The organism is Xanthomonas graminis pv. graminis, assembly GCF_030168915.1.
Classification (GTDB): domain Bacteria; phylum Pseudomonadota; class Gammaproteobacteria; order Xanthomonadales; family Xanthomonadaceae; genus Xanthomonas_A; species Xanthomonas_A translucens.
Map to the genome: position 1 here is coordinate 1,557,490 of NZ_CP076255.1, position 12,350 is coordinate 1,569,839.

The 12,350-nt window shown below is 70.3% G+C and carries 10 protein-coding genes and 1 pseudogene; 3 read left to right on the top strand and 8 right to left on the bottom strand.

The genetic code is table 11. The features are described from left to right. Positions 1–47: 47 nt before the first annotated feature. The 3 genes from cspE (at position 48) to KHF85_RS06775 (ending at position 2,751) form a co-directional block, all read left to right on the top strand. The gene (cspE, locus tag KHF85_RS06765; protein WP_003488188.1) at positions 48–254 is read left to right on the top strand and encodes a transcription antiterminator/RNA stability regulator CspE; all 207 of its coding nucleotides are present in this window, start codon (positions 48–50) and stop codon (positions 252–254) included. Positions 255–352: 98 nt separating this feature from the next. Next, on the top strand, positions 353–1,630 hold the full coding sequence (locus KHF85_RS06770) for an FAD-dependent oxidoreductase (RefSeq protein WP_284568988.1): 1,278 nt from the start codon (positions 353–355) through the stop codon (positions 1,628–1,630). Between the two features lie 164 nt (positions 1,631–1,794). Continuing rightward, positions 1,795–2,751, top strand: a complete 957-nt coding sequence (locus tag KHF85_RS06775; RefSeq protein WP_284566649.1) for an IS1595 family transposase — start codon at positions 1,795–1,797, stop codon at positions 2,749–2,751. A 100-nt stretch (positions 2,752–2,851) separates the two neighbouring features. Here the strand turns inward: KHF85_RS06775 and pdeM are convergent, their stop codons facing one another. From pdeM to KHF85_RS06815, 8 genes and pseudogenes are all read right to left on the bottom strand, one after another. Beyond that, complete coding sequence (pdeM, locus tag KHF85_RS06780; protein ID WP_284568989.1) at positions 2,852–3,502, bottom strand: ligase-associated DNA damage response endonuclease PdeM; 651 nt, start codon at positions 3,500–3,502, stop codon at positions 2,852–2,854. After that, positions 3,492–6,035: a ligase-associated DNA damage response DEXH box helicase gene (locus tag KHF85_RS06785; RefSeq protein WP_284568990.1), complete on the bottom strand. Its 2,544-nt coding sequence runs from the start codon at positions 6,033–6,035 to the stop codon at positions 3,492–3,494. The genes pdeM and KHF85_RS06785 overlap by 11 nt, the downstream gene beginning before the upstream one ends. Then, complete coding sequence (locus tag KHF85_RS06790) at positions 6,032–7,624, bottom strand: ATP-dependent DNA ligase (RefSeq protein ID WP_284568991.1); 1,593 nt, start codon at positions 7,622–7,624, stop codon at positions 6,032–6,034. Before KHF85_RS06790 ends, KHF85_RS06785 begins: the two co-directional genes overlap by 4 nt. After that, positions 7,621–8,625: a ligase-associated DNA damage response exonuclease gene (locus tag KHF85_RS06795; RefSeq protein WP_284568992.1), complete on the bottom strand. Its 1,005-nt coding sequence runs from the start codon at positions 8,623–8,625 to the stop codon at positions 7,621–7,623. The genes KHF85_RS06790 and KHF85_RS06795 overlap by 4 nt, the downstream gene beginning before the upstream one ends. Positions 8,626–8,913: 288 nt before the next feature. Continuing rightward, the gene (locus KHF85_RS06800) at positions 8,914–9,282 is read right to left on the bottom strand and encodes a hypothetical protein (RefSeq protein ID WP_064539695.1); all 369 of its coding nucleotides are present in this window, start codon (positions 9,280–9,282) and stop codon (positions 8,914–8,916) included. Continuing rightward, entirely contained in the window at positions 9,279–9,824 is a 546-nt protein-coding gene (locus KHF85_RS06805) for a bactofilin family protein (protein WP_284568993.1), read from the bottom strand. The genes KHF85_RS06800 and KHF85_RS06805 overlap by 4 nt, the downstream gene beginning before the upstream one ends. Before the next feature lie 204 nt (positions 9,825–10,028). Then, positions 10,029–11,738 (bottom strand): annotated as a pseudogene (locus KHF85_RS06810) (diguanylate cyclase). A gap of 200 nt (positions 11,739–11,938) precedes the next feature. Continuing rightward, the gene (locus KHF85_RS06815; RefSeq protein ID WP_284568994.1) at positions 11,939–12,298 is read right to left on the bottom strand and encodes a hypothetical protein; all 360 of its coding nucleotides are present in this window, start codon (positions 12,296–12,298) and stop codon (positions 11,939–11,941) included. Between the last annotated feature and the right edge of the window lie 52 nt (positions 12,299–12,350).

Consider the following 12,350-nt stretch of genomic DNA (forward strand, 5'->3'; position numbering starts at 1 on the left):
ATGCCGCACAACCACCACCCATTCATTGCACAAGGTCTCGCATCACCATGCCGAACGGTACCGTCAAGTGGTTCAACGACGCCAAGGGATTTGGCTTTATTTCACCGGAAGACGGCAGCGCCGATGTATTCGCGCACTTCTCCGCGATCAATTCCAAGGGCTTCCGCAGCCTGCAGGAAGGACAGCGTGTCAGCTATGACGTGACCCAGGGTCCGAAGGGCGCGCAGGCCTCCAATATTACGCCCGTCGAGTAAATCGCTTGCTCGGCTGAGCTGTTTTTGAACCCCGCTTCGGCGGGGTTTTTTATGGATGGCGATACCCGCAGCGGTATCGCCCGCAATCAGTGGATGCGATGAAGCAACGGATGCAGATCGGCATCGTCGGCTACGGCACGGCGGGCCAGGCGCTGGCGCTGCTGCTGGCGCGCGACGGCCATCGGGTGCAGGTGTTCGAGCGCGCGCCGCAGCCGGGTCCGGTCGGCGCCGGCTTCCTGCTGCAGCCGACCGGGCTGCAGGTGCTGTGGCGGATCGGCCTGCTCGAGCAGGCGCTGGCGCACGGCGCGCCGGTGCGCCGCCTGTACGGCGAGACGCCGTGCGGCCGCGCGGTGATGGACATGCGCTACCGCGACCTGGATGCGCGCCTGTTCGGGCTGGGCATGCAGCGCGGCGCCTTGTTCTCGCTGCTGGCGCAGGCATGGGAGGGTTACGCCGAGTTGCAGCGCGATACGTGCATCGTCGCCATCGAAGACGGCCTGCGCCGGGTGCAGGATCAGCACGGGCGCTGGCATGGCCCGTTCGACCTGGTGATCGCCAGCGACGGTGCGGCCTCGGCGTTGCGCGCGCAGGTGCAGGGCACGCGCCTGGACCGGGTCTATCCATGGGGCGCGCTGTGGTGCCTGCTGCCGCGCGGCGACTGGGGCTTCGCCGATGAATTGCGCCAGCGCTATGTGGCTGCGCGCAAGATGATCGGCTTGCTGCCGGTCGGCACCCGCCCGGGCGATCCCGAGCCGCGCATGAGTTTCTTCTGGAGCCTGCCCACCGCCGATTTCGATGCCTGGCAGGCGCGCGGCATGGACGCGTGGCTGGACGAGGTCGCGCAGCTGTGGCCGCAGGCGCGCGAGCGCCTGGCGCAGGTATGCGAACCGGCGCAGCTGGCGCGGGCCAGCTATCGCGACGCGGTGCAGCAGCGCTGGTATCGCGGTCGTCTGGTCTTGGCCGGCGATGCGGCGCATTCGATGAGCCCGCAGCTGGGGCAGGGCGTCAACATGGCGCTGATGGACGCGTGGGTGTTGAGCGAGAGCTTGCGCGAGGCGCCGGACCTGGACGCGGCGTTGGCGCGCTACCAGGCGCAGCGGCATGCGCACGTGGCGGTGTACCAGTTCTGGAGCCGCTGGCTGACCCCGCTGTTCCAGTCCGAGCGCGACCTGGTGGCGCGCGTGCGCGACCTCGGCATGCTGCCGGCCGGGCGCATGCCGGGCGGTCGCGGGCACATGCTGCGCGTGCTGAGCGGCACCCAGCACGGCTGGTTCGGCAAGCTGCCGCTGGAACCTGGATTTCTGCAGGCGCTGGCGGAGACGGCGGCAGTGCCACCGATTGCGGCGGGGCAGGCGCAGGGCGAACAGGTGCAGTGAGCCAGCACGTTCGTGCAGCTGGCGACCGACGTTGTTCCTGCGATCGGCGGGCCGGTTGCGCCGCGGCGGCGCCCGCGCTTCCCTGTAGGACCTGATTAGCGCTGTGTCTCAGCTGGTGATGCTGCCTTGGTTTAGAAATGCAGGTTCTTCAGTGAGATACGGCGATGACGCTCAATCGGATCCAGTTCCAAAAGGGGCTTTCGATTCCGGCTTTTCTGAGCCGCTACGGCTCCGAGGCGCAATGTGTCGAGGCCTTGGTTCAGGCCAGGTGGCCCAATGGCTTCGTGTGTCCGCAGTGCGGACACACGCATGCCAGTGGCTTTGAGCGGGGACGCCAGCACCTGTGGCAGTGCGCGCGCTGCCGGGTACAGACCAGCTTGACCGCCGGCACGCCCATGGCAGACACCAAGCTTCCCTTGCGGGTGTGGTGGCTGGCCATCTATCTGGTGAGCCAAGCCAAGAACGGAATTGCTGCGCTGGAACTGGCTCGGCAACTGGGCGTGTGCTATCGCACTGCATGGCGGATCAAGCACAAAGTGATGTCGGCGATGGCCGATCGTGAGCAGTCACGCCGGCTCGACGGAGAGGTCCAGATCGATGATGCCTATCTGGGCGGCGAACGCGCCGGTGGTCCAGGCCAACCGCAGTGGCGCAATAAAGTGCCGTTTATTGCAGCGGTTTCCCTGCATCAAGGGCGCCCGCGCTATCTCCGCCTGGATGTGGTCTCCAGCTTCCGAAGAAGCGTCGTGCACACGTGGGCTCAGCAGGCACTGGCACCGGGCACCCATGTCGTCAGTGATGGGCTGACAGCGTTCACCGGTGTGGGCTGGGCAGGCCTGACCCACGATGCCATCGTGACCGGAAGCGGCCGCAAAGGCGTCCAGCAGCCTCGTCTGCGTTGGGTCAATACGATCCTGGGCAATCTCAAAACGGCGCTTAGCGGCACCCACCATGCGGTGGACTTCCCCAAATACGGCGCGCGCTACCTGCATGCGCATGCCTACCGCTTCAATCGCCGCTTCAACCTGGCCGCCATGGTGCCGCGCCTGGCCAGTGCCCTGGCCGGCGCGGGAAGGCTCACAGAGCAGCAACTGCGTACGACAGCTGAGACACAGCGCTAATCAGGCCTGTAGGAGGGGCTTCAGCCCCGACGCTCTACTGGTGACGCGTCGGGGGTTGAAACCCCTCCTGCACGGGCGATCCGTGTATCCAGCGGGCGCGTCATTGCATCGCCACCGGCAACGCCAGCGTCGCGCCTTCGACGCAGGCGACCAGGCGTTCGCCCGCCTCCAGCACCGGCACCACGCCGGCGGTGAACTGCGAGAACGCGGGCAGCACGGTCATCGGTTCGCGCAGCCAAAACGCGGGCCAGCGTTGGCGCATGCCGGGTAGTTTCGCCAGCGGATGCAGATGCCCGCACAGCACATGCAGCTGCGCGTGCGGCGCCGGATCGTGGCGCAGCGCGAACGGGCCGTCCTCGACCTGTTCGCCGAGCAGCGCGATGTCCAATCCGGCGCCGGCCAGCGCGCGGTCGTGGTTGTCGGCGATCGCGGCCACGCGCAGCTGCGGATGCGCGGCGCGCCAGACGTGCCAGTCGCGCTGCCAGGCGGCCGCGGGCGCGGCGCCGTGCAGCACGTCGCCGAGGATCCACAGTTCCTGCGCCGCCTGTGCCTGCACCAACGCAGCGAGGCGTTGCAGGTCGAGTGCGGTGCCGCCGCTGGGCAGGCCGATGCCGGCGCGGCGGAACACGTCGGCCTTGCCCAGGTGCAGGTCGGCGATCAGCAGCCGCCGGCGTGCCGGCCAGTACAACGCGCGTTCGCCGAGCAGGGTCATCGGCTCGCCGGCCAGGCGCCAGTCCAGTTCAGCGCGCATGGCGTTGTTCCAGCTGCGCCGCGGCGCGCATCACCCGCGCCTTCCAGTCCTCGGTGCTGAGCTGGCCGCGGATGCTCTCGGCCCACAGCGGGAACGACAGCGGGGTCAGGCTGCGCGGCGTGTGCACGGCCAGTTCGCGCGCGGCGCAGTCGTGCAGCGTGGCGGCGAGCCGGGTCAGTTCCATCTCGCCCTGCAGCACTTCGCGCTCGGCCTGCGCCAGCAGCAGATGCTCCGGGTCGAAGCGGCTCAGCACGTCGTACAGCAGGCCGCTGGAGGCCTGCAGCTGGCGCAGGCTGCGCGGCGTGCCGCCGGGCAGGCTCGGCGGCAGCAGGCCGGACACGCGCGCGATCTCGCGAAACTGGCGCCGCGCCAGTTCGCCCAGGTTGAGGCTTTCGCGCAGGTCTTCGAACAGGTGCTCGGGGCTGAGCAGTTCGCGCAGCAGGGCTGCGTCGGTGGCCACTTCCTGCGCCGGCGACAGCACCAGCCCATAGTCGTTGGCGGCGAAGCTGAAGGTGTTGCGCTGGTGCCGGCCCCAGCGCAGCGCCAGCAGCGCGGCCAGGCCTTCGTGCACCTGGCGCCCGGCGAACGGGTAGACGAACACGTGGCGGCCGTCGCGGGCGCGCACGCTTTCCACCAGCAGCCGCTGCGGCGACGGCAGCGCCGACAACGCGCGCTGCAGGCCGAGCAACGGCGCCAGTGCGCGCAATTCCTCCTCGCCGCGCGGCTCGGCGAAGACCGCTTCCACTTCGTGCGCCAGCGCCGAGGACAGCGGCATGCGCCCGCCCATCCATTTCGGCACGCTGCCGGCGCCGCCCTTGGCCAGGCGCACGTAGGCGGTCATGTCCTCCAGCCGCACCAGCTCCAGCAGGCGCCCGGCGAACTGGAAGCGGTCGCCGCGGCGCAGGCGGCCGACGAACTGTTCCTCCACCGCGCCGAGCCGGCCGCCGCGCAGGAAGCGCACCGCGACGCTGCCGTCGCTGGTGATGGTGCCGATCGACAGGCGGTGGCGCAGCGCGATGCGGCGGTCGTGCACGCGGTATACGCCGTCGTCGTCGAGCACCACCTTGCGGTAGTCCGGGTATTGCGCCAGCGCGCGTCCGCCTTGCACGATGAACTCCAGCACCGCGGCCCAGGTCGGCGCATCGAGCGCGGCGAACGCGGCGCTGCCGCGCACTTCGGCGAACAGCGCGTCGGCGCGGAAGCCGCCGCCCAGCGCGCAGCTCACGCAATGCTGCGCCAGCACGTCCAGCGACAGCCGCGGGGAAGGGCGCGATTCGATGCGGCCGTGGGCGATGGCGCGGCGCGCGGCGGCGTACTCGACCAGCTCCAGCGCATGCGAGGGTACGCACAGCACGTGACCGGCCTCCCCGGGACGGTGTCTGGCGCGGCCGGCGCGCTGCAGCAAGCGCGCCACGCCCTTCGGGCTGCCGATCTGCAGTACCTGATCGACCGCCGGGAAATCCACGCCCAGGTCCAGGCTCGAGGTCGCCACCACGCAGCGCAGGCTGCCGTCGCGCAGGCCGTGTTCGGCGGCGCGGCGCAGCGCCGGATCCAGCGAGCCGTGGTGCAGGGCCAGGCTCTGCGTGTCCTCGGGCCACACCGAGTCCAGCGCCTGGTGCCACAGTTCGGCCTGCGCGCGGGTATTGGTGAACAGCAGGCTGGTGCGCACCGCGAACAGTTTTTCCAGCACCCGCGGCAGTTGCGCCAGGCCGAGGTGGCCGGCCCAGGGGAAGCGCTCGCCGCTGGCCGGGGTCAGCGTTTCCAGGGTCAGCGTGCGCGGCTTGACCCCGGCCACGATCGGCGCGTTCGGTACATGCGGCAGCAGCACGTCGCGCGCCTCGTCCAGATTGCCGAGCGTGGCCGACAGCCCCCAGGTGCGCAGCGCCGGCGCCCAGGCGCGCAGCCGCGCCAGACACAGCTGTAGCAGCACGCCGCGCTTGTTGCCGAGCAGTTCGTGCCATTCGTCGACGATCACGCAGCGCAGCGTCGCCAGCTGCGGCGCGGTGTCCGGATAGGACAACAGCAGCGCCAGCGATTCGGGCGTTGTCACCAGCACGTCGAGCTTGCCGCTGCGCGCCAGGCGCTTGTCGCGCGCGCTGGCGTCGCCGGTGCGCAGGCCGATCTGCCAGTCCAGGCCGAGCGCTTCCGCCGGTTCGCGCAACGCGCGCAAGGTGTCGGCGGCGAGCGCGCGCAGCGGGGTGATCCACAGCACTTTCAGCTCGCGCTGCGCCTGCCGGCGTGCACGCGTGCTCGCTGCCGATGTGCCTGCGCTGGCAGCGGCCTTGCCGCGGCGCGGCGCCTTGCGCGCGGTGGCCCGCAGGGCGGCCTGTTCGCGCAGGCCTTCCAGCAGCGGGCCGCCGAACGCGGCCAGGGTCTTGCCGCTGCCGGTGGGCGTGTGCAGCAGGCCCGAGCCGCCGTCCAGGTAGTGCCGCCACAGTGCGCGCTGGAACAGCAGCGGTTGCCAGCCTTGCGCGGCGAACCATGCGTACAGCGGCGCATCGGCCGGGCGCTTGCGCGCCTGCGCCGCGGTCATCGCGCCAGCGCCTGCAGCGTGGTCAGCCGGTCCGCCTCGGCGAACGGCTTGTCGTGGCGCCAGCGCAGGATGCGCGGGAAGCGCACCGCGATGCCGGACTTGTGCCGGCTGCTCTTGTTCACCGCCTCGAAACCGAGTTCGAACACGTGGTACGGCGTCACCGCGCGTACCGGGCCGAAGCGTTCGGTGGTGTGCGCGCGGATCCAGCGGTCCAGCGCCAGGATCTCGCTGTCGTCCAGGCCCGAATACGCCTTGGCCACCGGCACCAGTTGCGCGCCGTCCCACAGTCCGAAGGTGTAGTCGGTGTACAGCGTGCTGCGGCGGCCGTGGCCGGCCTGCGCGTACAGCAGCACCGCGTCGATGGTCAGCGGTTCGATCTTCCACTTCCACCAGTCGCCGCGGCGGCGCCCGGATTGGTAGGGCGACGTGGCGCGCTTGAGCATCAGTCCTTCCACGCCGCGCTCGCGCGCATCCTCGCGCAGCGTCGCGGCCGCCTCCCACGACGCGGCCTGCACCAGCGGCGACAGCACGATGCGCGGATCGGCATGCGCGTCGAGCAAGGCCTGCAGTTGCGCGCGGCGCTGCGCCAGCGGCTGTTCGCGCAGGTCGATGCCGTCCAGCTCCAGCAGGTCGTAGGCGAGCACCCGCGCCGGCGTGTCGGCCAGCGTCTTGGCGCCGGGTTTGCGGCGCTGGATGCGGGTCTGCAGCGCGGTGAACGGCAGCGGCGCGGCGTCGCCGTCGCGCCAGCCCAACAGTTCGCCGTCGATCACCGCATCGCGCGGCAGCGTGGCCGCCGCGGTCTCGATCTCGGGGAAACGGCCGTCCAGGCGTTCTTCGCCGCGCGACCACAGCGCCGTCTCGCCGGCGCGGCGGATCAACTGCAGGCGGATGCCGTCCCACTTCCATTCCAGTTGCCAGTCGTCGATCGCGCCCAGCGTGGCCACCGCGTTTTCCAGCGGCGAGGCCAGGAAGAACGGGTAGGGCTGCTGGCGGTCGCTGGCCAGCACTTCGTGCGACAACAAATCTTCCAGCGCGGCCGGGGTTGGCGACCAGGCGCCGAGCATGCGCTGCGCGATGCGCGCAATGTCGATCCCCGACATCGCCGCCAGCGCCTGCTGCACCAGCCGCTGCGACACGCCCACGCGCAGTGCGCCGGTGAGCAGCTTGTTGAACAGCAGGCGTTCGTCGAACGCCAGGCTGCGCCAGCCGGCGAGTACCGCGGCGTGGCGCGCGGCCTCGTCCTGTGCGGCGACCGGCAACAGCCGTTGCTCGATCCAGTCGCGCAGCGGCGCCGGATCGGACGCCTCGGCCGGATCGTCGAGCAGCAAGGTGAGGGTTTCGGCGAGGTCGCCGACGTGGTCGTAGCTGTCGTCCACCAGCCAGCCGGGCAGGCCGCTTTCCTGCGCGATCCATTCGCGCAGTTCGCGCGTGTTGGCGATGCGCCGCAGCTTGCCGCCGCTCAGCAGCCAGATCGCCCAGGCCGCGTCGGCCGGCGGCGCCTGCTCGAAATACGTGACCAGCGCGGCGCGCTTGTCCAGCGTCGCGGTGCTCTGGTCCAGTTGCCGGTACAGCGCGGCGAAGCGCTTCATTCCTCGGCACCGTAGTCGGTGCGGAACGCCTCGGCGGCGACGCCGCGTTCGTTCAAGGCGCGGATGATCGCGTCGGTGTTGCCGTGGGTGGCGATGACCCGCTGCGCGCCGGTGTCTTCGATGGTGCGCAGCAGGTCCGGCCAATCGGCATGGTCGGAGACCACGAAGCCGCGGTCGTAATTGCGCCGGCGGCGGTTGCCGCGCAACCGCATCCAGCCCGACGCGAAGCCGAGCTGCGCATGGCGGAAGCGGCGCAGCCACGGACTGCCCGCGGCCGACGGCGGCGCCAGCACCAGTTGCCCGGCGTAGTCGGCGCGCTTGTCCATCTCGGCGACCGGGTGCGTGTCCAGCATCGCGATGCCTGCGTCGCGGTACACGGCTACACCGGCGGCGACCGCGCCATGCAGCAGCGCCGGTTGATCGTCCCACGGCTGCAGCTCGGCCAGCACCCGCTGCGCCTTGCCCAGCGCGTAGCAGAACAACACCGCGGCCTCGCCGCGCGCGGCGCATTCGTGGCGCCAGGCGACGATCTCGCGCGCCACCGCCGCGGTGTCCGGCCAGCGGTACACCGGCAGGCCGAAGGTGGCCTCGGTGATGAAGGTGTCGCAGCGCACCACTTCGAACGCCGCGCAGGTCGGGTCGGGCTGGCGCTTGTAGTCGCCCGAGGCCACCCACACCTCGCCGTCCACTTCGATGCGCACCTGCGCCGAGCCGAGCACGTGTCCGGCCGGATGCAGCGACACCTGCGCTGCGCCCAGCACGAAGCGCTCGCCGTAGTCGTAGGCGTGATAAGCCTGCTCGCCGAGGCGCCAGCGCAGGATCGGCAAGCCGGCGGCAGCACAGTGGTACCCGCCCATGCCGGCGCGGGCGTGGTCGCCGTGACCATGGGTGATGACCGCGCGCGGCACCGGCCGCCAAGGGTCGATATGGAAGTCGCCGGCGGGGCAGTACAGTCCTTCCGGGCGCAGTACCACCAGGTCCTGGGAAGCGGGTTTCGGCATGCCCGCCACTGTGTCCAAGGCACTGTGCAGGAGATGAGAATCCACGCTGAGCGGTTCACTACGCGGGTGCGGATCGGCTCCGATGCGCTACGCGCTTGTGCGTTCGTGCGCAGCCGCCTGACCGGTGCGCAGGGGCTGGCATTCGCTACGTCGCAGGCGGATGTGCGGATGTATGTAGTGCTTGCGCGTGCGTTGCAGTGAACGTATACGCCGTACCCTCACCCCAACCCCTCTCCCGGCGGCAGAGGGGCTACGCTGTACCCGAGTCCCGAGTCCCGAGTCCCGACCTCAATGCCGCGTCCCACGCTTGCCGCCGCCCTTGGCCTGGGTCGCTTCCACCGACAGGGTGAAGCTGCGTTCCTCGCCGTCCAGCATCGCACCGACGCCGACCAGCTGGCGCTTGATCTCCTCGCCACGGCCGTTGCGGATCGTCACCACCACCGTGTACTCCCACGCAGTGCCGTCGGCAGGATGCTGGATGGTGCCCTGCACGCGCAGCGGCACCGTCGCGCTCGGGGCCGACTGCTGCAGCACCGCCGAGTCGAAGCGCAGGTGGTGCTTGCAGGCCGGGCAGACGCTGGCGCTCTCCAGGATCGTGGCCTTGCAGTGCGGGCAGGTCCGGGTCGCCCCCGGGGTGCCGGGACGCGGTGTGCTCATGCGCCGGGGTCAGGCTCCGGCGTCGGCTTGCCGCCTTTGCGGCCCTTGTCGTCTTCCCAGCCGAAATCGGCCTGGCCGCGCATCCGCGCGCCGGCGGCCACGGTCAGCGAGCCGGCCTTGACGTCGCCGATCAGCGCGCCGGACGCCAGCAGTTCCACCTGCGAGGCCGATTCGATATTGCCTTCCAGCTCGCCAGCGATGATCACTTTGTTGGCGCGCACGCCGCCGCTGAGCTTGGCGCCGGTCTCGATGGTCAGGTCGCCCTGCACGTTGACGTCGCCCTTGAACTTGCCGGCGATGCGGATATGGCCGGTGCCTTCGATCTTGCCTTCGATGGTGATGTCGGCGGCGATCAGCGACTCCTTCGCCGCCGGCGGTGCGGCGCGTGCGGGGACGGGAGCGGCCGCGGCGACGCTGACCGCGGACTCGCCGATTGCCGGTTCGGTGACCGGCCGCGGTTCCGGCACTGCGCTGTTGCCGGGCGTGCCGGGCAGCGGCAGGCCGTCCTTGCGCGGGGTACCCTGATCTTTCCAGATGGACATGCGAAGACGTCTCCAGTCGGGGGAACGCCGACTATCGCCGCTCTACCGCTCAGGTTTTGTGACAACCATCGCTAAAGTGCGCTTCGTATGCGGCGATTGGGTCCACGGCCTGCAGCGCGATCGCATGGCCACGTTGCCGTCTCCGGCGGCCTGGGCGGCAGGCCGCAAGGCGCGGCGTGCCTTGCCATCGCGACGCGATAGGCCTCAGCCCGTTCCGTCCAGCGCCGGATCGAACGGCTGCACCTGGTTGCGGCCGTTGCGCTTGGCCCGGTACAGCGCCGCATCGGCCTTGCGCAGCAGGGTGGTGGCGACCACGCCGTCGCGCGAATAGCTTGCCAGTCCGATCGAGAGCGTCACCCCCGGCAGTGCCTTGCCGTCCAGCGTGGTGCGCATTTGCTGTGCGGCGCCGCGGATCTGCTCGGCGATCGCCAGCGCCGCCTCGGCGTCGGTTTCCGGCAGGATCACGGTGAATTCCTCGCCGCCGTAGCGGCAGGCGATGTCCTCGCCGCGCAGCCGCGACGCCAGCATCTGCCCGACCGCGGCGAGCAGGCTGTCGCCGCCGCCGTGGCCGTGCAGATCGTTGAAGTGCTTGAAGTGGTCCACGTCCAGCATCAGCAGCGACAACGGCACCGAGCGGCGTGCGCAGCGCGCCAGTTCGTGGTTCAGCGACTCCTCCAGATAGCGGCGGTTGAACAGCCCGGTGAGCGGGTCGCGGATCGACTGCAGGCGCAGCGATTCGCGCAGGCGCAGGTTGCTCAGCGCCAGCGACAGCTGCTCGGCCGCGGCCTCGGCGATGGCGATGCGCGGCAGCGGTCCGCGGCCGGGACCGGCCAGGAACACGAAGCCCAGCTGCGTGCCCTGCGCCGACAACGGAATGCAGGCGCTGCTGGCGCCGACCGCCTGCGGATCGTCGCGCAGATGCGCGCACGCCGCGTCGTGGCGCAGCGCGTGCACGAAATGGGTCTTGTCGCGGCGCAGCGCCCAGCACTCCTCCGGGGCCACGGCCGCTGCGCTGCGCACCGGCGGCTCGCCCCAGGCGACGATGGATTCGGCGCGATCCATGGAGGCGCGCAACAGTTACACGCTGCCGCCGGCGTCGGGCATCAATGCGGCGAGCATGCGCGCGGTCACCGCCAGCGCTTCCTTGGGGTCCACGCAGCTCTGCAGCAGGCCGGTGTAGCGGCTGAGCGCATTGAGGTCGGCGCTGGTGCGCTCCAGGTCGTGGATGCTGGCGGCCAGCTTGTCGTTGGCGACCGACGCGGCCTGCTCGGCGTGGCTGCGGTTGCGCAACTCGCGGAACAGCAGCGCATAGACCACGCCCACGCTGCCCAGGCCGAACGGGATGCCTGCCAGGGCCAGGGCCAGCAGCAGATCGGAACTGCGCTGGTTGGAGCGGTCGCGGCGCAGCAGCAGCTGTTGCTCCAGCTCGGTCATCTGCTGCACGTGATCGCCGATTGCGCTGGAGTCCTTGAACACGCGCGGCGCCATCGCGCGCTGCAGCGCGGCCAGGCCATCGCGCTGGTAGAGGTCGAGCATCTGCTGCAGTTGCGTCAGCCGTGCCTGCATGAGGCGCTGCAGGATGTCCAGGTTCGCGATCTGGACCGGGTTGTCGAAGATCAGTGCGCGCAGCTGCGCCAGCTGCCGCGGCACGCGTTCGGCGCTGTCGCGGTAGTTGCTGAGGTAGGCCTGGTTGCCGGTGAGTTCGTAGCTGCGCGCCGCGATCTCGGTTTGCAGCAGGGTCGATTGCACTTCGTCGATGCTGCGCAGCACCTGTTGGGTGTGGGCCACGCGTGCCGCATCGGAGATCGAACGCCGTGCGCCGGAGAACACGCCGAACCCGATCAAGATGAAGATTAGTGCAGAAAACAGAAGGGCCAGGCGGGTTCTGATCCGCACGCTGTGGAAAGTCGGCATGTACAGAGTGTAACCAGACAGCGGATCGCCGAGGCTGGGTACTGCAATCGACCGAGCCTGGATATTGGAAAAGAGTCTTGGGGCACGCCGCGGTGCCAGGTGGCCGCGGTGCCAAGTGCTTGCCACATCGCGCGGGATCCGGCGGGTGTGGGGCACGCCCGCCGCATCCCGCGCCGAGCGCGGGTGCGGAGGGCATTGCGTCAATGCTTTTCGCTGTCGCTGTTGTGCGGATCCTGGTTGGCCTTCTCGCGCGCCTTGTCGGCGAGCTTCTGCGCCGCGCTGGCGGTGGCCTCGCTGGCATCGGCCGCGGCTTCCTTGGCGGCGGCAGAGGCATCCTGCACGGCTTGGGAGTTGGCGGCGCGGTGCGCGGCGTCGCGGGCGTCGGCGGCGACGTCGCGACCGGTCTGCGCGGCCTGGTCGGCGGCTTCCTTGGCCGCTTCGCCGGTCTGCTCGGCGGCGACCTTGGCGTCGCGCTGCGCCTGTTGCGCTTCCGGGCCTTGGCAGGCGGCCAGCGTCAGGGCGCCCAGCAGTGCCACTGCCGCGATCGGGGTCTTGTTCATGTGCGTTCTCCGTTGCTGGTTGATGCGGCGCAGCCTAGGCGGGCGCGTATGC

Bases quoted from the DNA above. Each gene is read 5' to 3' on its own strand.
- KHF85_RS06785 (WP_284568990.1), bottom strand. From the start codon at position 6,035: ATGACCGCGGCGCAGGCGCGCAAGCGCCCGGCCGATGCGCCGCTGTAC.
- KHF85_RS06775 (WP_284566649.1), top strand. From the start codon at position 1,795: ATGACGCTCAATCGGATCCAGTTCCAAAAGGGGCTTTCGATTCCGGCT.
- KHF85_RS06790 (WP_284568991.1), bottom strand. From the start codon at position 7,624: ATGAAGCGCTTCGCCGCGCTGTACCGGCAACTGGACCAGAGCACCGCG.
- pdeM (WP_284568989.1), bottom strand. From the start codon at position 3,502: ATGCGCGCTGAACTGGACTGGCGCCTGGCCGGCGAGCCGATGACCCTG.
- KHF85_RS06800 (WP_064539695.1), bottom strand. From the start codon at position 9,282: ATGAGCACACCGCGTCCCGGCACCCCGGGGGCGACCCGGACCTGCCCG.
- KHF85_RS06770 (WP_284568988.1), top strand. From the start codon at position 353: ATGAAGCAACGGATGCAGATCGGCATCGTCGGCTACGGCACGGCGGGC.
- KHF85_RS06815 (WP_284568994.1), bottom strand. From the start codon at position 12,298: ATGAACAAGACCCCGATCGCGGCAGTGGCACTGCTGGGCGCCCTGACG.
- KHF85_RS06805 (WP_284568993.1), bottom strand. From the start codon at position 9,824: ATGTCCATCTGGAAAGATCAGGGTACCCCGCGCAAGGACGGCCTGCCG.
- KHF85_RS06795 (WP_284568992.1), bottom strand. From the start codon at position 8,625: ATGCCGAAACCCGCTTCCCAGGACCTGGTGGTACTGCGCCCGGAAGGA.
- cspE (WP_003488188.1), top strand. From the start codon at position 48: ATGCCGAACGGTACCGTCAAGTGGTTCAACGACGCCAAGGGATTTGGC.